Source organism: Pseudomyxococcus flavus (assembly GCF_050038885.1).
Lineage (GTDB): Bacteria > Myxococcota > Myxococcia > Myxococcales > Myxococcaceae > Myxococcus > Myxococcus flavus.
Window position 1 is genome coordinate 7,023,517 of sequence record NZ_CP143624.1, and the last position, 20,668, is coordinate 7,044,184.

Genomic DNA, 20,668 nt, shown 5'->3' on the forward strand with positions numbered 1-20,668 from the left:
CCCGGGTCGGCGGCCGCGCCCTCCAGCACCACCTGGAGGTGCGCCACCATGCGGAGGATGGTCGCCTCGTCGAAGAGGTCGGTGCTGTACTCCAGCCACCCCTTGAGGCCCTGGTCGTCCTCCATGAAGGAGAGGTTGAGGTCGTACAGGGTGGCGCCGAAGTGGATGTCCTCCACGTCCTTCAGGTCGCCGGTGAGGATGGACTCGTCATTCGGCCGGTGGAGGATGAAGAGCACCTGGAACAGCGGGGCGTGGCTGAGCGTGCGCGTGGGGCGCAGTGCCTCCACGAGCCGGTCGAAGGGCACGTCCTGATGCGCGTAGGCCCCCAGCGCCGCGTCGCGCGCCTGGGCGATGAGCTCGCGGAACGTGATGCCGGGGCGCAGGCTGGCGCGCAGCACCAGGGTGTTGAGGAAGAAGCCGACCAGGCCCTCCAGCTCGGAGCGGCTGCGGCCTGCGGTGGGCGAGCCGACGCAGAAGTCGTCCTGGCCGGAGTAGCGGTGCAGCAGCACCTGGAAGCCGGCCAGCAGCGTCATGAAGAGGGTGGCCCCTTCCTGCTGGCTGACCGCCTTGAGCCGCGTGGCGAGCTCGCGCGGCAGGCGGAACGCATGACGCTCACCTCGCCGCGAGGGCAGGGTGGGCCGAGGCCGGTCCGTGGGCAGCTCCAGCACGTCCGGAACGCCGGCGAGCTGCTGCTTCCACCACGCGAGCTGGGACTCCAGCGTGTCTCCCTGGAGCCACTGCCGCTGCCAGCGCGCGAAGTCCGAGTAGCGCACCGGGAGCGCGGGCAGCGACGAGGCACGGCCCTTGCGATGGGCTTCCACGAGCGTCCCCAGCTCGCTGGCGAGCACCACCAGGGACCAGCCGTCCGTCATGATGTGGTGCATGACCATCAGCACGTGGGACTCGTCAGCCGCGAGCTGAATCAGCGCCAGGCGGAGGATGGGGCCGCGCTCCAGGTCGAACGGCTCGCGCGACAGCTCCATCACCTTCTCGTGCGCCACGCGCTCGCGGGCCTCGGGGGCCAGCTCGCGCAGGTCGAAGCACGGGATGTGGGCCTCGAAAGGGGGCGCGACGACCTGCAGCGGCCGGCCCTCCACCGTGCAGAAGGTGGTCCGCAGCGCCTCGTGGCGGTGCAGCAGCTCGGTGAAGATGTCGCGCACCAGCTCCGGCTCCAGGTGCGTGCGGAAGCGCGCCAGCAGCGGCACGTTGAGCGCGATGTTGGTCGGCTCCAGCTGCTGGATGAACCACATGCGCTCCTGCGCGTAGGAGAGCGGGTGGGTGTTGCCCTCGTCGGGGAGCCGCCGCAGCGTGGGGACCGCGCCGGAGCCCTCGGGCGCCTGCCCCGCATCGGCGGCTAGCAGCGCCAGCAGGCGCTCGGACAGCAGCGTGAGGCTGGGGCCCTTGACCAGCTCGACGATGGGAATCACCACCTGGAGGCGCGCCTGGATGCGGTTGCGCAGCTCCACGGACATGATGGAGTCGAAGCCCATCGTGCCCAGCGGCTGCGTCACGTCGAGCGCGCCCGGTGAGATGCCCAGCACGGCCCCGACCTCGCCGCGGACGAAGGCTATCAGCGCCTCGGCGCGCGCTTCGCCCTCCAGCGCGAGCAGCGCGTCCCGCACGCGCGGGCCGGCCTGGACCGCCTGCGCGGTGTCATCCGGCTCGGTGGCGGCCAGCACGGAGAGCACCTTGCGCTCACCGCGCGTCTCCAGCACCTGGCGCAGCTTCGACCAGTGGATGTCCATGACACCCACCTGGGCCTCGCCGGTGGTGACGAGCGGCGCCATGGAGGGGAGCACCTGCTCGGGCTCCATCAGTCGCAGGCCGCGGCCGGTGATTCGGCGGCCCTGCTCCAGCCTCGCGGCCATGCCCGCCTCGGCGAAGGTACCCCAGTCGATGGTGAGCGCCGGCAGCCCCTGCGCCTGTCGCAGGTGCGCAAGGGCCGCGAGGAACGCGTTGGCCGCGGAGTACGGCGCCTGTCCGGGCGAGCCGATGTAGGCGGACACGGACGAGAACGCGATGAAGAAGTCCAGCGGCGTGTCCCGCAGCAGCTGATGCAGCAGCCAGCCGCCGAGCGCCTTGGGGCGCATCAGGACATCGAAGGGCCGCTCATCCATCTGGAGCAAGGGCTGCTCCTGCGACAGCAGCACGCCCGCGGTGTGGATGACGCCGCGAATCTCCGGCCAGCCCTCGTCGCGGAACGTCTCCAGGTACTCACCCAGCGACGCCGCGTCCGCCACGTCGACCGAGGCCACGTGCACGCTGGCGCCGAGCGCCTCCAGCTGACGCACCACCTCCACCTGCCGGGCCTGCGGCGCATCCGGGCCCAGCTTCTTCCACGTCGCGCGCGCGGGCAGCCGGGTGCGGCCCATGAGGATGAGGCGCCGCGCACCTTGCTGGACCAGCCAGCGGGCCACGTGCGCGCCCAGGCCGCCGAGACCGCCGGTGACGAGGTAGGTCGCATCGGCGCGCAGCCGCATCGGCGCACGCGGCGCGGCCAGCTCGCGGCGGCGCACCATGCGCTCCACGAAGCGGCGGCCCTGGCGCAGCGCCACCCGGTCCTCACCGTCCGTCACCTGGAGCGCTGTGGCCAGCGCGGCCACGGCGTCGGGCCCGGCGGCCGACGGGTCCAGGTCCACCATGCCGCCCCACAGCTCGGGGTGCTCGGCGGCGAGCGTGCTGCTCAAGCCCCACAGCGTCGCCTGCGCGGGCTCCAGGGCATGCGGCCCTTCGCCTACCGGCTGGGCGCCACGGGTGACAATCCAGAGGCGCGCCTCCGTTCCACGCCGCTCCGACATCGCTCGCAGCGCGGAGACCACGGGCACGCTGCCCAGGGCGAGGGCCGCGCGCACCGTCTCGAGGTCCGCGTCCGCGGACAGCACCGCGTCGAGCGCGCGCAGGTACACGACCTTGAGCGGCTGGGCGCCGTCCTGGGCGGACGCGCGCTCCAGCAGCCGCCCCAGGCCCTCGGCGGAGTCCATCTCCGCGTCACCGGCGGCCGCCAGGACGACGGACTGTCCCAGCTCCCGCAGCCGCTCGGCCAGCGCGGCGCCCGTGCCTCGCGTGTCGCCCAGCAGCAGCCAGCGCGCGGGTGCGGAGCTCGCGCGGGCCTCGTCGGCCGGCTCCCAGCGCATGCCGTAGAACCAGTCCTCGGACAGCTCCGCCTGCTCGGCGACCGCCGCGCCACCGTGAGCGGGCAGGGCCACCCAGCACCGCTCCCGCTGCCAGGGGTACGTCGGCAGCGGCACCACGGGCGTGTCCTCGGAGAAGAGCGCGCTCCAGCGCACGTCCACGCCGTGGGCATAGAGCGCGCCCAGCGAGCCGAGCAGCACCGCGCGGTCCTCCTCGCCGCGGCGCATGGAGGGCACGGCCACGCCCGGCGCCTCGCGCATGCGCAGCACCTGGGCGATGTCCGCCAGCAGCAGCGGATGGGGGGCCACCTCCACGAAGAGGCCGCAGCCCGCGTCGACGAGCCGCTCCATCGTGTCGGCGAAGCGCACGGGCTCGCGCAGCTGCCGTGCCCAGTAGTTCCCGTCGAGCGTCGCGCCCTCCACGGGCTGTGCCGTGACGGTGGACACCATGCTCACGGTGGGCGCGGAAGGACGCAGCGCGGTGAGCGCGGCCTGCATGGCCTCTCGCACCGGCTCCATCTGGTGGCAGTGCGAGGCGAAGTTGACCGCCAGCAGCCGCGCGTGCACCTGCCGGGCCTCGAGCGCGGCCAGCAGCTCGGTGAGCGCGTCCACGTCGCCGGAGATGATGGTGGACGTGGGGCCGTTGTGTGCGGCGATGGCCAGCCGGCCCGCGTAGGGCGCCAGCACGCGGGTGACCTCGGCCAGCGGCAGCTCCAGCAGGGCCATGCGGCCCCTTCCCGCGGCCTGCTGCGTGAAGCGGCCCCGGTGGTAGATGACCTCGATGGCCTGCGGCAGCGACAGCGCGCCCGCGACGCAGGCGGCGGCGACCTCGCCGGCGCTGTGGCCCACCACCTGGTCGGGCTCCACGCCCAGCGAGCGCCACAGCGTGGCGAGCCCGACCTGGAGCGCGAACATGACCGGCTGGGCGAACTCCGTCTCCGCCAGCCGCGAGCGGCCCTCCTCGGCGGCCAGCTCCTCCAGGATGGACCAGCCGGCCAGCGGCTTCAGCAGGGCGTCGCACGACTCGACGACCTGCCGGAAGACGGGCTGCTGGGCCATGAGGGTCCGGGCCATCCCGAACCACTGCGGCCCCTGGCCGGAGAAGATGAACGCGAGCCGAGGCCGCGCGCCGGACGTGGTGGTGCCCGTCGCGACGCCGGGCAGGGCCTGTCCATCCGCCACGGCCTGGAGCCGCATCCGCAGCTCGTCCCAGGAGGTGGCCAGCACGGCGGCGCGGTGCGAGTGGTGCCCACGCCGCGTGGCCGCCGAGAAGCTCAGCGACTCCAGGGGGCGCTCACCCCGGGGCTCCAGCGCGAGATAGCCGCGCGCCAGCGCCCGCAGCGCCTCCGGGCTCCGGGCGGAGAGGGGCACCAGGTGCGCATGCCCGGGGTCGGGCTCGCGCCGGAGCGCCGTGGCGTCGTGGGCCTGGAGCACCACGTGCGCGTTGGTGCCGCCGAAGCCGAAGCTGCTCACACCCGCCAGCCGCGCGCCGGTCGTCACCGGCCACGGGAGCAGCCGGTCCTGCACCCGCAGCGGCAGCTCGGCGAAGGGGATGTGCGGGTTGGGCTTCTGGAAGTGCAGCGTGGCCGGCACCATGCCGTGGCGCAGTGACAGCGCCACCTTGATGAGGCCGGCGATGCCCGCGGCGGCTTCCAGGTGGCCGATGTTGCTCTTCACCGAGCCGATGGCGCACGGTGCGTCGGAAGCGCGCCCCTCGGCGAGCACCGCGCCCAGGGCCTGGGCCTCGATGGGGTCGCCCAGCGACGTGCCGGTGCCGTGGGCCTCCACGTACTGGATTTGCGACGGCGCCACGCCCGCGTCCTGGTAGGCGGCGCGCAGCACGGCCTCCTGAGCGAACCGGTTGGGCGCGGTGAGGCCGTTGGAGCGGCCGTCCTGGTTCACCGCGCTGCCGCGGATGACGGCGTGGATGGTGTTGCCGTCCGCCAGGGCGCGCGACAGCGGCTTGAGGATGATGATGCCCGCGCCCTCGCCCCGGACGTAGCCATTGGCGCTGGCGTCAAACGCCTTGCAGCGCCCGTCCGGCGCCATGAAGCCGGCCTTGCTGAAGTTGACCGTGAGCGCGGGGGACAGCAGCACGTTGACGCCGCCGGCGATGGCCACCGAGGACTCGCCGGAGCGCAGGCTGCGGCACGCCAGGTGGGTGGCGACCAGGGACGACGAGCACGCCGTGTCCACGGCCAGGCTCGGCCCGCGCAGGTCCAGCAGGTAGGACAGGCGGTTGGCGGCGATGCTGAGGGCGCTGCCCGTGCCCGCGTAGGCATCCGCGAGCCCCTTGGCCGTGAGCTGCATGGAGCCGTAGTCGCTGGTGGCGATGCCGATGAACACGCCCGTGCGCGTGCCCGCGAGCTGCTCGGGCGGAAGGCCCGCGTCCTCCAGCGCCTCCCAGGCCACCTCCAGCAGCAGGCGCTGCTGCGGGTCCATGCGCGAGGCCTCGCGGGGCGACAGGCCGAAGAAGCCCCGGTCGAAGCGGTCCAACTGGTCCAGGAAGCCGCCCCAGCGCGTGGTCATCTTCCCCGGCGCCGTGGGGTCCGGGTCGTAGTACTCGGCGATGTCCCAGCGGTCCGCGGGCACCTCGCGGATGGCGTCGCGCCCCTCGGTGAGCAGCCGCCAGTAGGCCTGGGGGCCGTCGGCCTGGGGGAACCGGCAGCCCATGCCGATGATGGCGATGGGCTCTTCCTCCTCCACACCCCTGGCGGTGGACGGCGCGGGCGCGGGGGCCGCGTCCTCACCGGCCAGGTGCTGCGCCAGCGCCGCGATGGTGGGGAAGTCCCAGACCAGCGTGGGCGGCAGCTTGCGTCCCAGCTTCTCCTCCAGCTCGCCCACGAGCTGCACGCCGGCCACGGAGTCCACCCCGTACTGAGCGAACGGGGTGCTCACGTCCAGGCTGGAGGCGGGCACGTTCATGGCCCGCCCGAGCGCGTCCTGAATCCATCCCTCGACCTGCCGGGCGGAGTGGCTGGAGACGCGCGGCGCCGGGGGAGGCGTCGCGGCCTGCGCGGGCGCAGGGGCGGGCGTGGTGCTCGGCCCCTCCGCGCGCCACAGGTGCACCAGCTCCAGCTTGCCCTCCAGGAAGGCGGCCTTGGTGGCGCGGCGCTGAATCTTGCCGCTGGTCGTCTTGTGGATGCTGCCGGAGGGAATGAGCGCCAGCGTGTGGAGCTGCACGGAGTGGCGGTCCGCCACCGCGCTCCGGACGGCCTGGGAGATTTCCTCCGCGTCGAAGGGCTGGCGCGTGTCGAGCTCCTGCACGATGACCAGCCGCTCCTGGCCTTCCTGCTCCACGGCGAACGCCGCGTTGCAACCCGGCCGCAGGGCCCGGTGGCTCCGCTCGGCGGTGCTCTCCAGGTCCTGCGGGTAGTGGTTGCGGCCGTGCAGGATGATGAGGTCCTTGAGCCGCGCGGAGATGAACAGCTCGCGGTCCAGGACGAAGCCCAGGTCACCGGTGCGCAGGAAGGGGCCTTCCCCCGTGCCCGCGATATGGGCCTGGAAGGTGCGCTGGCTCTCCTCGGGCCGCTGCCAGTAGCCCTTGGCGACGCTGGGGCTCTGGATCCAGATCTCGCCCACCGTGCCGTCCGGGCAGGGCAGGCACGTGTCGGGATTGACGATGCGCAGCACCTGGTCGTTGAGCGTGCGGCCGGAGCTGATGAGTCGGCGCGCCCGGGGATGGTCCGCGTCGGCGAGGACGGCGCGGCCCAGCTCCAGCGCCTCGGTCTCCACCAGGCGCTCGATGGGCTTCTCCTCGCGGTGTCCACCGGCGGCGATGAGCGTGTTCTCCGCCAGGCCGTAGCAGGGGTAGAAGGCCTCCGGACGGAAGCCCGAGCACGCGAAGGCCTCGGCGAAGCGGTCCAGCGTCTCGGCGCGGATGGGCTCCGCGCCGCTGAAGGCCACTTCCCACGAGCGCAGGTCCAGCGCCTGGCGCTGCTCCGGGGTGCTCTTCCGGACGCAGAGGTCGAAGGCGAAGTTGGGCGCCCCCGACAGCGTCACCCGGTACTCGGAGATGGCCTCCAGCCAGCGCATGGGGCGCTTGAGGAAGGTGAACGGCGACATCATCACCGCCGACTCGACGGTGTTCCAGTAGAGGGGCGTCAGGATGCCGCCGATGAGCCCCATGTCGTGGTACGGCGGCAGCCAGAAGGCGAAGCGCGTCTGGCTGTCCCCCGCGCCGCGCCCGCCCATCTTCTGCTTGGCCGCCTCCACGTTGTGCAGCAGGTTGGCGTGGCTGAGCATGACGCCCTTGGGCGTGCCGGTGGAGCCGGAGGTGTACTGGAGGAAGGCCAGCGACTCGGAATCCACGGCTGGCCGGCGCCAGTCCGCCTCGATGCCCGCGGGCATGTCATCCGTGGCAATCCAGCGGAGCTTCGCGAGCTCCGGGGCCATCTCGAAGAGGCCCTCGGCCATGGAGAGGATGAAGGACGTGGTGAGCACCACCGTGGCCTGCGAGTCGTGCACGATGGCCATCAGCCGCGGCAGCGTGCGCTCCAGGCGCGTCGGGTCCGGCGGGTAGGCGGGGACGGCAATCGTGCCGCCGTAGAGGCACCCGAAGAAGCCCGCGATGTAGTCGAGCCCCGGCGGGTACAGGAGCATGGCGCGCTGGCCCACGGTGGCCTGCTGCTGCAGCAGCGCACCCACGGCCCGGCTGCGACGGTCCAGCTCCGCGAAGGAGATGGGCTGGGGCGTGTCGTCGTCGAGGAACCGGAAGAGCTCGTCCTCACCTCGCGTCGCGCTTCGCGACTGGAGCAGGTCGATCAGCGTGGGGATGGCGGTTGCATCGCTGGGAGGGACCGGAGCCATGGGAGCCTTCCAAAGGGAACTGCGGCGAGAATGGAGCTGACGCCACGGGCCTGGGCGCCCGTGGCTCAGGTAGGCGCCTGCCCGCGCGGGGCTGGCGCCGTCGAATGGCGATACACGGAGCGCGCCGCGGGCCTGGCGGGGGCTGACGGAACGTCAGCGCCTCCCACGGCTACGGCGCGCGTGGCCGCGTCAACAACACGTCACGGCGGAACTAGGCATCTTTGAGCGCGCCAGCCAGGACGGAGATGCCCTCGGCCAGCTCCTCGAGCGAGGTGGTGAGCGGGGGCATCAGCTTGATGACGGTGTCGTCACGGCCGCAGAGCTCCAGGATGAGGCCGCGCTGGAAGCACAGCTCCTGCACACGCTTGCCCCGCTCGTAGCCACCGTGCTCGGACAGCTCGATGCCGTAAGCCATGCCCAGGCCACGGACCTCCAGGCCCGGCGCCGCCTGCCTCGCCAGGTCCGCCATGCGCTGTGACTTGTGCTCCAGCGCCCGCGTGAAGTCGTCCTTCGCCCAGTAGTCCAGCGCGGCCGTGGCGGCCACGAAGGCGAGCTGGTTGCCGCGGAACGTGCCGGTGTGCTCGCCCGGACGCCACTGGTCCAGCTCCGGCTTCATCAACAGCAGCGACATGGGGAAGCCATAGCCGCCAATGGACTTGGAGAGCGTCACCAGGTCGGGCGCGATGCCGCCGCGCTCGAACGAGAAGAAGCGCCCGGAGCGACCGCAGCCCGCCTGGATGTCGTCGCAGATGAGCAGGATGCTGTGCTTCTGCGTCAGCTTGTGCAGCCCTTGCAGCCAGTCCGGGCTGGCCACGTAGATGCCGCCGTCCATCTGCACGCTCTCGAAGATGACGGCCGCGGGCACGTCCACGCCGGAGCAGGGGTCCTCCAGCAGGCGCTCCATGTAGGCCAGCGAGTCGAAGGGGCCCTTGGGGCCGACGGGGTAGGGGATGAAGGTGGTGTTCGCCAGCGGTACGCCCGCGGCGGCGCGGACCCCCCGGCTGGCCGTCACCGCGCTGCTGCCCAGCGACATGCCGTGGTAGGCGCCCGAGAAGGAGAAGACGCCCGTGCGCTTCGTCACCTTGCGCGCCAGCTTGAGGGCCGCCTCCACGGCGTTGGTCCCCGTGGGACCGCAGAACTGGACTTTGTAGTCGAGCCCCCGCGGCGAAAGGATGGTCGTCTCGAAGGCCGTGAGGAACGCGTGCTTGGCGGACGTGTACGAGTCCAGCGCGTGGATGATGCCGTCCGACTCCAGGTACTCCAGGAGCTTGCGCTTGATGGCGTCCGGGTTGTGGCCGTAGTTCAGCGCGCCCGCGCCGGAGAAGAAGTCCAGGTAGCGCTTGCCCTGGACGTCGAACAGCGTGGAGCCCTTTGCTCGCGAGAAGATGGTCGGAAACGACCGGCAGTAAAGCCGGACGTTCGACTCACGCTGCTCGAAGACGGCGGTGGAGGGCTCTCCAGGGGGAGACAGGTCGGGGCTCATGGGTGGTCCGAGAGGGCAAGCGCGGGCCTCGCCGTGCGAGGACGCGGGGTGCGATTCAGGAAACCTTCGATGACGTCTGCCGCGGGCCGCTGCTGCTCCGCCGCCTCGAAGCGTGCGCGGAACGAGCGGAGGTTCTGCCGGTAGCGGGGCGCCTGGATGACCTCATCCAGCAGCCACAGCAAGGACCTGGGCGTCAGCCGCTCGGGCGCCTTCCGGACGCCGAGCCCATGGTGCACGACGCGCGCGGAGATGCCGGGCTGGTCGTACTGGATGGGAACGACCACCATGGGGACTTCCAGGCTGATGCACTCCTTCACGCTGTTGAAGCCGCCGTGGGTAATCATCGCCGCGGCCCGCCGCAGCAGCGCGATGACGGGCGCGCGGCGCACGGCGATGACGTTGGGCGTGGCGCCGTCGAAGTCCGCCGGGTCCAGCTTGCGGCCCACGCCGAGCACGAACTGCCAGTCCGGCCGGAGCGCCGCCGCGTCGCTCACGGCGCGAAAGAGCTTCGCGTCCAGCTGCGTCTGGTACGGCATGGTGCCCAGGTAGGCCACCACCAGCGGCCGGCCCTCACGCAGTCGCTCCCAGGGAAACTCCGGCTCCTGGCGCTCCAGGTCCACCGAGGGACCGGCGAAGAGATACTCGCCGCGCGGCGCCTGCATGGGTGCGCCCAGCTCGGCGAACTCGCGCGGGCAGAGCACCAGCTCCGGCCCCCAGGGCTTGAGCGCGATGCCATCGAAGTCGAGCCGCTCCCGGGGAAAGCCATAGTGGCGCGCGAGCCGCAGCAGATGGCGCACCGTGCGCGTGCGGAACCACAGGCCCAACCGCTGGCGGTAGGTGGCACGCAGCCAGGCCAGCCGTGTCTTCACGCGTGAAACGACACCGCCGTCGGGCACCAGCGGCGAGGTCAGCGGCGGCTGTCCCCGCTCCTGCCGCAGCGGCAGCGTCGTATTGAGCAGCAGGCAGGGGACCTGATGTCCATGGGCCGCCAGTGGCGGCTCCGGAAGCAAGACATCACAGAGCACCAGATCCGGTCTCAGCTTCTTGAAAGGGACGTCGAAGGCTCCGTCGAGCACCGCTGTGTAGAAGCGGTCCTCCAGGCGTTGCACCTCTCGTGCGAAGCGAAGCAAGGCCAGTCCTCGCACCTGCTTCGACCGTGTGAGCATCTCCGCCTGAAAGCCCTTGGGGAAAAGGCTCTCCAAAACGGGGATGAACTCGAACCCTTCGGGCCTGACGAAGTCCTCCAGGTCAGGCAGACCACAGTAGACGACCCGATGCCCTCTCGCATGGAGCGATCTGGCAATCCGAAGCGTCGGATTGACATGACCATGATCATCCACGGGAGAAATGACAAAGGTCGCCATGAGCCTTCATCATTGTAGAAGCAGCGGACAACTGAAGGTCAAGGGAATGTTGTCCAGTCTGCAAAGCTGGCTAAATATGCATTCTCGGTGCTTGAGAAGACATGTAACTCAAATTGTCACAGGGGCGGGGGCCGCAGTGTCAGCACGCCTTTGGAGAACAGGCCTTGTAACAAGCCAGTATCGCCAATGTGACGCAGCTCGTGCGCTCGAACGCCACGAACCTGTCGGAGCAGCTGGAGCTCGTCTGTCGTCAGGCTGGCGTGCTCGAAGTCGGAGACGACGAAGCCATCCTCGCTGATGACTCGCACCAGCGGCCCCATCGCGACCTCCAGGTTGTCGAAGGCGACCGGCGCAGGTGACGCCGCTTCGAGACGCGCGAGGCAGGTTTCAACGGAATGGGCGAACGCACTGTGGGTGAAGGTGCGTTGAATGTATTCACGGCCGCGTTGGCACGCCTCGCGGGTGCTCGCCGGTGCGTCCACGTCGGCGAGGATGCGTGCGGCGACCTCCGCGTACGCTCCCACGTCACCGCGATGCATGTCGGCGGTCTCCTGGACGTGGATGCCGTGGCCGGGCGGCAGGGCGAAGCGATTGTTTCCGCTGCCATTGGTGTAGACGGGGCAGCCGTTGAACACCGACTCGAGGACGTAGAAGCCGAAGGGCTCTGGAAAGCCGTTGTAGGCAAGGCCGAAGCGCGCCGCGCGGAAGAGGTGGAACAGCGCCGGCTGGCTGAGCTTCTCCGTGGGGATGAGCATGTCCTCCAGGGTGAGGCCCAGGGCGTCCAGTCCCATCTGTGCGACCTGGGCGGCCGGGTCACCCCGGACGAAGGCCTGTTTCAGCAGGCCGAAGTCCTCCTCATCGATGACCAGGCGGAAGCGCTGCTGCTGGCCATGCTCGACGGCCAGCGCGTTGAGGTTGAGCATGATGGCGGAGACCGCGCCCCAATCCGGCTTACGGGGTTGGATGGCGTGGCCAATGACATCCCGACCCTCCAGGGCGGCTCGCAAGCCGTCCGGGAGCTCGGCCCCCTTCAGCTCTGGATGTCCTCCGGCCTCGTCGACACACGGCAGCGGTGGCACGAGCCGGGACACCGTCTGGAATGCATGGGGATGCAGGGTGCGGCGCTCTCGCCAGTCCGGCAGCGCCAGCAGGGACGTGAGCGCATCCTCCATATATTGAGAAATGACCCAGTGCCCGTTGATGGCAGGGGATTCCAGCCAGGTCGCTGGCGACCCCATGAGGCCATGAAACAAGACCAGCGTCTTCCGGGCCTGCTCCGGGTGGGGCAGTCGCATGGCGAGTGCCCTGTCACAATAGATGGCCAGGTCCGCCGTGGGGGAGCCGCGCAAGCGGCGGATGCGGTCGGCCGTGGCCAGGGGCGTGACGACGTTTCCCGGCACGGGGTGCTGCTGGTGGAACGACTCGCACGTGTAGCCCAGGCGGGAGAGCTCATTGGCGAGGAGCGCGTTGATATAGCCGGAGGCGTTGGCATAGGGCGCCGCCTCCATCAGCAGGGTTGCGCGTCGGGTCATGTTGCAGCTCGCTTTCGGATGTGGAGCAACCGCTCGATGGTTTCGGCGCCGCGGCCGGCGTCATCCGCGTCCAGGAAGTCTCGCTGGAGCGCCTGGACGCGGGTCCGGTAGGAGGGATTGCCCAGGACCTCGTCGAGCTGCGCCCCGATCCGCTCCGCGGAGGGCTTCTCGATGTTGCCTCGGAGCCCCAGGCCGTGGTGGGCGATGCGCGCCGCGTTGCCGGGCTGATCGAACACCAGGGGATAGGCAATCATGGGCACGCCCAGGCAGATGCATTCCTTGATGCTGTTGAGCCCGCCGTGCGTAATCATCACCGAGGCGCGCTTGAGCGCGGTCAGCTGAGGCACGCGCTCCATGACGGTGACATTGGGAGGCAGGGGGCCGAAGGCATCCGTCGCCACCTGGCCGCCCACCGCCATGAGCAGCCGCCACCGGGGCCTCCGGGCGACGGCGTCGATGACGGCCTGGAAGAAGGCGTGGAATCTGCGCACCCGATCGCCATGACTCCCGAGCGAACAGAGGATGAGGGGCGCGTCGTCATCGGCGAGCTCGGCGGGGAGGGGCGGCTCGCTGCGCTCCCGGTCGACACAGGGGCCCAGGTAGTGGTGGTCGCTGGTGGCCCGGCGGAAGTCGAAGCCGGGGGTGCACGTCACCAGCGTCGGGACCCTCAGGTGGGGGCCAATCTGGAGGTGCGCGTGGAAGTCACCCGGCACCGCGTCCGGATACCGGCGGTAGAAGGCCCGGACGGGGGCGCGCATGTGCTCGCCGCCTGGCATGAACGTGAGCAGATACAGCCATTGCCAGGCAAAGCGGATGCGGAGGTTGGAGGCCAGGCTGCCCGTGGGGATGTGGTGGGATGTCAGCGGGGGAACCGCCACGTCTCGGTTCAAGGCCAGGTTGGTGCATAGCTGGAACGCGGGAATGCCGACCTTGTGCGCCGCGAGCACCGGCAGGGTGAAGGTCGCATCCACCAGCAGCAGGTCCGCGCGGCTGTCTCGAAGTTGGGACTCGAAGGTGGCGCCGAAGAGGACCTCCGTGTTGCGAAGACCCCGGCGCCGGATGAACTCCTTCGAGACTTCGCGGTGCTCGCGAGCCGTCAGCGCCGGGTCGGCGAGCCGGGTGTGCAACCGGGCCTGGTAGCCCTTGGGCAACACGTCTTCCAGGATGGGCGTGAAGGGCCACGCACGGCCATGCAAGAGGGGCTCGGCGTCCGGCGGCGCCATGTAGCCAATGTCATGCCCCCGGGCCGCGAGCTGCTTGGCGAGACCAAAGGTTGCATGAATGTGTCCGGCTTCCGGAAGTGGAAGGAAGACGATTCGAGCCATGTTGTGGAAGGCTATCAGGCGGGAAGGGCGAAGCGGGGTGAAAGCTTGGGGGCTCGAAAACGATGAAGCCTTCCGTCTCGGTCATCATTCCTGTGCACAACGTGGAGCAATACATCGGCGCGGCGATTGACTCAGCGCTCGCGCAGACCCTGCCGCAGGTGGAGGTCATCGTGGTGGATGACTGTTCGACCGACCGCACGGTGGAGGTGGTCAGACGCTATCGGGACCCTCGGGTGCATGTCCATCTCAACACGGCGAACCAGGGGCCGTCGCAGAGCAGGAATACTGCCATCGGGCTGGCGCAGGGGGCCTGGGTCGCCGTGCTCGACGCGGATGACTGGTGGAAGCCGGACCGGCTGGAGCGGCTGTTGTCGCTCGCCGAGGCGCAGCGCGCGGACATCGTCTGTGACGACCTGCTACTGGTGAACGCCGCCGAGGCAGAGCCCTGGTCGACATTGTTCACGGTCCGGGCCCGCAGCCTGGGACGCATCCAGCAGCCGTTCGACGTGTCGGCGGTGAAGATGGCGACGGATGACTATGGCATCCTGAAGCCGCTCATCCGCAAGGCGTTCCTGGACGCAACGGGCATCCGATACAATCCGGAGGCGCGGGCTGGAGAGGATTTCGAGCTGCTGCTGCGCTGTTTGTTGGCCTCTGCCCGGATGGTCGTGTCACACGAGGCGCTCTATTTCTACCGAGCGCGGCCCGGCTCGCTCGTCGCGGACCCCATCAGGTGTCTCACGGGCATCGTGGGAATGGCGGACGCGTTGATTCGCACCCTGGATGCCGGCGCGCATGGCGCGGTGGTGTCCGCGCTGGAAGGCTACCGCCACCGGAAGCAGGATGAGCTGGACGATGCACGGTTTCGCGTTCCGCTGTGCGAAGGCCGCTGGCGCGAGTGCATGTCGCTCGCCGTGAAGAATCCGGCGCGGTGGACGCGTTATCTGGGCATGGTCGCGGAGCGTGTCCTGCCCGCCGCGCTCCTGTTGCTGTCCATGGCATGGTTGTCCGGTTCCGTGTTCGCCTGACTCTCCCTTCACCGGGGCTTTGCTCGTCAGGGAGGGCGGCCGGGCGTCAGCGGCCCTTGGTGCGCCTTGCTCCGCGGACCTCGGCCGCGAACAGCTCCGCGGCCGGCGTGCGTGGCGCGCCCTTGCGCCACAGCAGCGCGGCCAGCTCCGCGCGGGGCGTGGGGGAAAGCCGCTTCACCACCAGCCCCGCGGCGTCCGCCAGTTGGGGCTCCGGGAGCACCGTCACCGCCAGCCCGGCGCGCACGATGGCGAGCACCGTGGCCACCGCGTTGGATTCGAGCGCCACATGCGGCGCGATGCGGATGGCGGCGAAGTAGGCGTCCACCCGCGCCCGTGCGCGAAGGCCTCGCGAGAGCAGGGCGAAGGGCTCCTGGGCCAGGGGCCGGGCGCCCACGGTGTCCGCCTTCGCCAGCGGATGCCCCCGGGCCACCACGAGCGCCAGCTTGCTGTCGAAGACGGGCTCCGCCTCCAGGTCCGGTGAGCGCGCTGGCGCGTAGCCCAGCCCCACGTCGAGCCGCCCGTCCGCCAGCCGTCGCTCCACGCGCCGCACGACGGCCTCCTCCGCGCTCAGCACCAGCCCGGGATGCTTGCTCAGCACGGTGGCGAGCGCCGGAAGCACGACGCCCCGCATGCTGGGTGGGTAGCCCACGCGCAGGGCGCCCGTGGTGAGGCCACGCAGCGCGCCCACGGCCACCTTGCCAGCGTCCACGTCCTCCAGGGCCCGCGAGGCGTAGGTGCGGAACAGCTCACCCGCCTGGGTCAGGCGCACGCCGCTGCGGGCACGCTCGAAGAGCGGCGCGCCGAGCTCGTCCTCGAGCTGGCGAATCTGCTGGGACAGCGTGGGTTGGGAGACGTGGACGCGCTTCGCGGCCCGCCCGAAGTGAAGGGTGTCCGCGACGGCGGAGAAGTAGCGGAGGTGGCGCAGCTCCATGGCTCCATCATAGGCCATGCCTATCAAGGCGATGGGAACAAACGAATGTACCAATCATGGGCCGCGCGTAAGTGTTTGCCATCGCGGAAGGCGCGGAGGAGACACCATGAAGGCGGCGGACCTGTTCATCAAAGCGCTGGAGGCCGAGGGCGTGCGCAGCGTCTTCGGGCTTCCTGGAGAGGAGAACCTGGACGTCCTCGAGGCCATGCGGACCGCGGGCATGCGGCTGGTCCTCACCCGGCACGAGCAGGCCGCGGGCTTCATGGCGGCCACGTACGGGCGGCTGACGGGCAAGGCGGGCGTCGTCCTGTCGACGCTGGGGCCCGGGGCGACGAACCTCGTCACGGCCGCCGCGTATGCGCAGCTCGGCGCCATGCCCATGGTGATGGTCACGGGGCAGAAGCCCATCAAGGCCGGCAAGCAGGGGCACTTCCAGATTGTGGACGTGGTGGGGATGATGCGTCCGCTGACCAAGCTGACGCGGACGCTCGTGTCGGCGGAGCATGTCCCGTCGGCCGTGCGCGAGGCGTTCCGCCGCGCCGAGGAGGAGCGGCCCGGGGCGACGCACCTGGAGCTGCCGGAGGACGTGGCCCGCGAGACGACCGACGCCACGCTGCTGGCGCCCAGCGCGCAGCGGCGCCCGGTGGCGGACGAGGCGTCTGTCGCGCTGGCCGTCGAGGCGATTGCCTCGGCCCGCAGGCCCCTGCTCATGATTGGCGCGGGCGCCAACCGCAAGCTCACCTCGGAGATGCTCCGCGTCTTCGTGGACCGGACCGGCATCCCCTTCTTCAGCACGCAGATGGGAAAGGGCGTGGTGGACGAGTCGCATCCCTTGTGGATGGGGACGGCGGCGCTGTCGGAGGGCGACTTCGTCCACCGCGCCATCGAGGCCTCGGACTGCATCATCAACGTGGGGCACGACGTCATCGAGAAGCCGCCGTTCTTCATGCGAGACAGCCGGCGCACGGTGGTCCACCTCAACTTCTCCTCGGCGGCCGTGGACCCGGTGTACTTCCCGCAGCTGGAGGTGACGGGCGACATCGCGAACGCGGTGTGGCGCATCGGCGAAGGGGTGGGCCCGCGGGCGCACTGGGACTTCACGCCCTTCGAGAAGTTCCGCGCGGGGCTGGAGGCGCAGCTGGCGCGCGGCGGCGATGACGACCGCTTCCCCATCTACCCGGCGCGGCTCGTCGCCGAGGTGCGGCGCGCGCTGCCGGACGACGGCGTCGTGTGCCTGGACAACGGCATGTACAAGCTGTGGTTCGCCCGCTACTACCGCACCCGTCGGCCCAACACGCTGCTGCTCGACAACGCGCTGGCGACGATGGGCGCGGGGCTGCCGTCGGCCATCGCGGCGAAGCTGGTGCACCCTCGGCGCAAGGTGGTGGCCGTCTGCGGCGACGGTGGGTTCATGATGAACTCGCAGGAGTTGGAGACCGCGGTCCGCCTGGGGCTGGACCTGACGGTGATTGTCGTGCGCGACGACGGCTACGGGATGATTCGCTGGAAGCAGGGGGAGATGGGCCTGCCGGACTTCGGCATGGCGCTGGGGAACCCGGACTTCGTCCGCTACGCGGAGGCGTATGGGGCCCATGGCCACCGGCCCACGAGCGCGACCGAGTTCGGCGCCACGCTGACACGCTGCCTGTCGTCGGGCGGCGTCCATGTCATCGACGTGCCCATCGACTACTCGGACAACGCACGGGCGCTCGGCGCGGGCGCGGAGGAGCTCGCCGCGCTCTGAGCGGGCTCGACAGGACGCGAGAAAGGAAGGAACACCATGCTGGCTGAACGTTATCCGTACTACCTGGCCAACCGGCCGCGGCAGCCCAACGCGGCGCTGCCAGTCACCCACAAGTACTCGGGCGAGGTCGTGACGCACGTCGCGGTCGCGGACGCCGCCGCCGTGGAGGAGGCCATCGCCGCCGCCGTGCGAGCGGCCGGGCCCATGCGGAAGCTGGCGCCGTACGCGCGGCAGGCGGTGCTCGAGCACTGCGTGCGCCGCTTCAGGGAGCGCGCTGAGGAGCTGGCGCTGGCGCTCAGCATCGAGGCGGGCAAGCCGCTGCGGGACGCGCGAGGAGAGGTAGCGCGGCTCATCGACACCTTCAAGGCCGCCGCCGAGGAGGCCGTGCGCGGCGGGGGCGAGGTGCTGAACCTGGAGGTGTCGCCGCGCGCCGCTGGCTACCGGGGCTTCACGCAGCGCGTGCCCGTGGGGCCGTGCTCGTTCATCACCCCGTTCAACTTCCCGCTCAACCTGGTGGCGCACAAGGTGGCACCGGCCATCGCCGCGGGCTGCCCGTTCATCCTCAAGCCCTCGGACCGCACGCCGGTCAGCGCGCTCATCATGGCGGAGGTGCTCGCGGAGACGGACCTGCCCGAGGGGGCGTTCTCGGTGCTGCCCGTGGCGCTCGAAGACATCGGCCCGCTCATCGAGGACGACCGGCTGAAGCTGCTGTCATTCACCGGCTCGGAGAAGGTGGGGTGGGAGCTGAAGGCCCGGGCCGGGCGCAAGAAGGTGGTGCTGGAGCTGGGCGGCAACGCCGCGTGCGTGGTGGATGCGTCGCCCGGCGCGCCGCTGGACGTCATCGCGGACCGGGTGGCGCACGGGGCCTTCTTCCAGGCCGGGCAGAGCTGCATCTCGGTGCAGCGCGTGCTGGTGCATGCGTCGTTGTACGACGTGCTCCGGGAGAAGCTCGTGGCGCGGGCGAAGGCGCTCCGGCCGGGCAATCCCTCGGACGAGGCCACCACGCTGGGGCCCATGATCGACGAGCCCGCCGCGCGGCGGCTGGAGGGGTGGATTCAAGACGCCGTTCAGCGCGGGGCGCGGGTGCTGGCCGGAGGTGGCCGTCGCGGGCCGGTGCTCGACGCCACGGTGCTGGAGGGTGTCCCCGCCGACGCGCTGCTGAGCACGGAGGAGGCGTTCGGGCCTGTCGTCCTGCTCCAGCCCTTCGAGGACTTCGACGAGGCGCTGCACGCGGTGAACCGCGGGCGCTTCGGGCTCCAGGCAGGTGTCTTCACGCAGGACCTGTCGCGGGCGATGAAGGCCTGGGACGAACTGGAGGTGGGCGGCGTCGTCGTGGGCGACGTGCCGAGCTTCCGCGTCGACACCATGCCCTATGGCGGCGTGAAGAGCTCGGGCCTGGGGCGCGAGGGCGTGAAGTACGCCATCGAGGACATGACGGAGCCCCGATTGCTGGTGCTGCGCCAGGCCTGAAGAAGAAAGGGGAGCGTCCGGGTGGGACGCTCCCCTCGGAAAGGGACGAAGCAGTCGCGTGCGAAGGGGCATGCACCCACTACAGTGAGCGTGAGTCGACGGGCCAATGACCCCACGGAGTCCGCGGGGCCGAGGGCGCCACGTCGAGTGCATGTCTCGGTGACGACCTTACGTGCAGCCTTCTTCGGAGCGCTGCTTCGTAAGGTTGAAACCACTCCCGCGGCGGAAGACTTCCCAGGCAGCGCTCAACGCCGCGTCGTGAGCAGCAGCGCGTCCGAGGCCGGCACCCGGCGGAGCCTGGCCTCGCGCCGTGAGCGGCAGGACGCCCGAGGCCGGCACCCGGCAGCGCTCAGCTTCGGGGCGTGAGCAGCACCGCGCCCGAGGCGGGCATGGCGACCTCGAGTCGCTTCCCGTTCGAGCGGACGGTGACGTTCTTCTCGGTCAGCAGGTCCCTCAGGGCGACCTGATTGGACAGGTTCGCGTAGGCCTCGGGGAGGGACAGCCGCAGCGTCGCGGCCGGCCCGAAGTTCAGGACGACGAGCACGGGCTCGCTTGCTCCGACCTGGTGGCGCAGGTAGGCGAGGGCGGACGGGTTGCCCTTCACGGGGACGGGCAGCCACGCGCCGGCGGCGAGCGCCGGGTGCTCGTCGCGCAGGGCGATGAGCCGCCGGTAGTGCTCCCGGAGGCCATGCGGGTCCGCGTCCCACGCGAGCGGCGGCGGCTCCTGGTACGGCTCGTACTCGGCGCCGACCTCATCGCCCGTGTAGACGATGGGAACGCCAGGCAGGGTGAGCAGCAGCGCGGCGGCCACGCGCGTCGCGCCGGGGCCGTAGCGGCCGATGAAGCGCTTCGCCGTGTCGTTGTTGTTGAGGAAGCGGGCCACGCGGTCCACGGGCGTCTGCCCGCCCTTCAGGGCCGCGTACAGCCTCGGCGCCACCTTCTGGCGGTCCTCGAAGACGTGCTCCCAGGCCCAGTGCCCCAGCGAGGCGCTCCAGTCGTAGGCCGCGTTGAAGCCGTTGCTCACGAAGTAGGGGTCATGCGCGCTCGCCTCCGCGAGCAGGTACACGTCCGGCTTCTCCTTCCGCAGGGCGGTGGACAGGTCACACCAGAAGCCGGGCTGGCGCTCCTTCACACCCCAGGCCACGTCCACGCGGAAGCCGTCCACGTCGAACTCGCGGACCCAGTACTGGAAGGCCCGCTGCACCATCGCCACCACGTCCGGGTTGTCGTAGTTGAGGTTCGGCAGGTGCTTCCAGTCGAAGTAGTGCGTCGGCTGCCCCTGGGCGTCGCGGTCGTAGTAGCCGAAGTACGGCGACTGCTTCCCCTTCGAGAGCACGTCCTGGAAGTAGGGATGCGCGTTCGAGGTGTGGTTGGGGACGAAGTCCATCATCACCTTCATGCCGCGCGCGTGGGCCTGGTCGACCAGTTCCTTGAAGTCGGCCTTCGTCCCGTAGTCGGGGCGCACGTCGAAGTAGTCGGTGACGGCGTAGCCGAAGTCCCCCGGGTCGGTCGTCTTGTTCACCGGGGACAGCCAGAGCACGTCGACGCCCAGCTCGCGCAGGTAGTCCAGGCGGGCGGTGACGGCCTGGAAGGGCTGCTCGCCGAAGAGCGGAGGAACGACGCCGTAGACGACGGCGCCCTCCATCCAGTCCGGGTCCTTCACGGGGCCACAGGTCGGGGCCGCGGCACTCGCTTCGGTCGTGGCGGCGTTCCGGACAGCGGCTTCAGCGGGCAAGCCCGCGAGGGAGAGGAGGCTCAGCGAGAGGATGGCGGCCAGGCGGCGGGAGAAGGCGTTGAGCATGGGAGCGTCGGGGGCCGGGTGTCGGCCATGGGCCCGGAACGCGGCGCCGC

Annotated in this window: 10 protein-coding genes (1 of these 10 cut by a window edge); 3 read left to right on the plus strand and 7 right to left on the minus strand. The window is 70.6% G+C overall.

Features of this window, described 5'->3' with window-relative positions; all coding sequences use genetic code 11:
* The 5 genes from VZL07_RS29295 to VZL07_RS29315 all read right to left on the minus strand — a co-directional run.
* Positions 1–7,940, minus strand: the 5' portion of a protein-coding gene (locus tag VZL07_RS29295) for a non-ribosomal peptide synthase/polyketide synthase (protein WP_426751164.1). It extends 17,452 nt beyond the left edge of the window; the window shows 7,940 of its 25,392 coding nt (coding positions 1–7,940); its start codon is at positions 7,938–7,940; the stop codon falls past the left edge of the window.
* A 211-nt stretch (positions 7,941–8,151) separates the two neighbouring features.
* Entirely contained in the window at positions 8,152–9,423 is a 1,272-nt protein-coding gene (gene ectB / locus VZL07_RS29300) for a diaminobutyrate--2-oxoglutarate transaminase (protein ID WP_426751165.1), read from the minus strand.
* Positions 9,420–10,589: a glycosyltransferase gene (locus VZL07_RS29305; RefSeq protein ID WP_426751167.1), complete on the minus strand. Its 1,170-nt coding sequence runs from the start codon at positions 10,587–10,589 to the stop codon at positions 9,420–9,422. Before VZL07_RS29305 ends, ectB begins: the two co-directional genes overlap by 4 nt.
* 314 nt (positions 10,590–10,903) lie before the next feature.
* Complete coding sequence (locus tag VZL07_RS29310; RefSeq protein WP_426751169.1) at positions 10,904–12,319, minus strand: glycosyltransferase; 1,416 nt, start codon at positions 12,317–12,319, stop codon at positions 10,904–10,906.
* Positions 12,316–13,644 (minus strand): glycosyltransferase, encoded by a 1,329-nt coding sequence (locus tag VZL07_RS29315; RefSeq protein WP_426751171.1) that lies wholly within the window; start codon positions 13,642–13,644, stop codon positions 12,316–12,318. The genes VZL07_RS29310 and VZL07_RS29315 overlap by 4 nt, the downstream gene beginning before the upstream one ends.
* 62 nt (positions 13,645–13,706) lie before the next feature.
* Here VZL07_RS29315 and VZL07_RS29320 point away from each other — a divergent pair, with 62 nt between their 5' ends.
* Entirely contained in the window at positions 13,707–14,672 is a 966-nt protein-coding gene (locus VZL07_RS29320) for a glycosyltransferase family 2 protein (protein ID WP_426751172.1), read from the plus strand.
* A gap of 46 nt (positions 14,673–14,718) precedes the next feature.
* Here VZL07_RS29320 and VZL07_RS29325 read toward each other — a convergent pair whose 3' ends face one another.
* The gene (locus VZL07_RS29325; RefSeq protein WP_426757401.1) at positions 14,719–15,603 is read right to left on the minus strand and encodes a LysR substrate-binding domain-containing protein; all 885 of its coding nucleotides are present in this window, start codon (positions 15,601–15,603) and stop codon (positions 14,719–14,721) included.
* A gap of 106 nt (positions 15,604–15,709) precedes the next feature.
* On the opposite strand from VZL07_RS29325, the gene VZL07_RS29330 reads away from it, so the two are divergent.
* Both VZL07_RS29330 and VZL07_RS29335 read left to right on the plus strand, forming a co-directional pair.
* Positions 15,710–17,347, plus strand: coding sequence for an acetolactate synthase large subunit (locus VZL07_RS29330; protein ID WP_426751173.1), 1,638 nt, complete (start codon positions 15,710–15,712; stop codon positions 17,345–17,347).
* A gap of 36 nt (positions 17,348–17,383) precedes the next feature.
* Positions 17,384–18,817, plus strand: a complete 1,434-nt coding sequence (locus VZL07_RS29335) for an aldehyde dehydrogenase family protein (protein ID WP_426751174.1) — start codon at positions 17,384–17,386, stop codon at positions 18,815–18,817.
* A gap of 349 nt (positions 18,818–19,166) precedes the next feature.
* On the opposite strand, the gene VZL07_RS29340 is transcribed toward VZL07_RS29335, so the two are convergent.
* Positions 19,167–20,618, minus strand: coding sequence for an alpha-amylase family glycosyl hydrolase (locus VZL07_RS29340; protein ID WP_426751175.1), 1,452 nt, complete (start codon positions 20,616–20,618; stop codon positions 19,167–19,169).
* Positions 20,619–20,668 lie beyond the last annotated feature (50 nt).

What these genes read in the sequence shown, in the direction of transcription:
- VZL07_RS29335 (WP_426751174.1), top strand. Translation starts at nt 17,384, where the DNA reads ATGCTGGCTGAACGTTATCCGTACTACCTGGCCAACCGGCCGCGGCAG.
- VZL07_RS29330 (WP_426751173.1), top strand. Translation starts at nt 15,710, where the DNA reads ATGAAGGCGGCGGACCTGTTCATCAAAGCGCTGGAGGCCGAGGGCGTG.
- VZL07_RS29305 (WP_426751167.1), bottom strand. Translation starts at nt 10,589, where the DNA reads ATGCTCACACGGTCGAAGCAGGTGCGAGGACTGGCCTTGCTTCGCTTC.
- VZL07_RS29315 (WP_426751171.1), bottom strand. Translation starts at nt 13,644, where the DNA reads ATGGCTCGAATCGTCTTCCTTCCACTTCCGGAAGCCGGACACATTCAT.
- VZL07_RS29310 (WP_426751169.1), bottom strand. Translation starts at nt 12,319, where the DNA reads ATGACCCGACGCGCAACCCTGCTGATGGAGGCGGCGCCCTATGCCAAC.
- ectB (WP_426751165.1), bottom strand. Translation starts at nt 9,423, where the DNA reads ATGAGCCCCGACCTGTCTCCCCCTGGAGAGCCCTCCACCGCCGTCTTC.
- VZL07_RS29340 (WP_426751175.1), bottom strand. Translation starts at nt 20,618, where the DNA reads ATGCTCAACGCCTTCTCCCGCCGCCTGGCCGCCATCCTCTCGCTGAGC.
- VZL07_RS29325 (WP_426757401.1), bottom strand. Translation starts at nt 15,603, where the DNA reads ATGGAGCTGCGCCACCTCCGCTACTTCTCCGCCGTCGCGGACACCCTT.
- VZL07_RS29320 (WP_426751172.1), top strand. Translation starts at nt 13,707, where the DNA reads ATGAAGCCTTCCGTCTCGGTCATCATTCCTGTGCACAACGTGGAGCAA.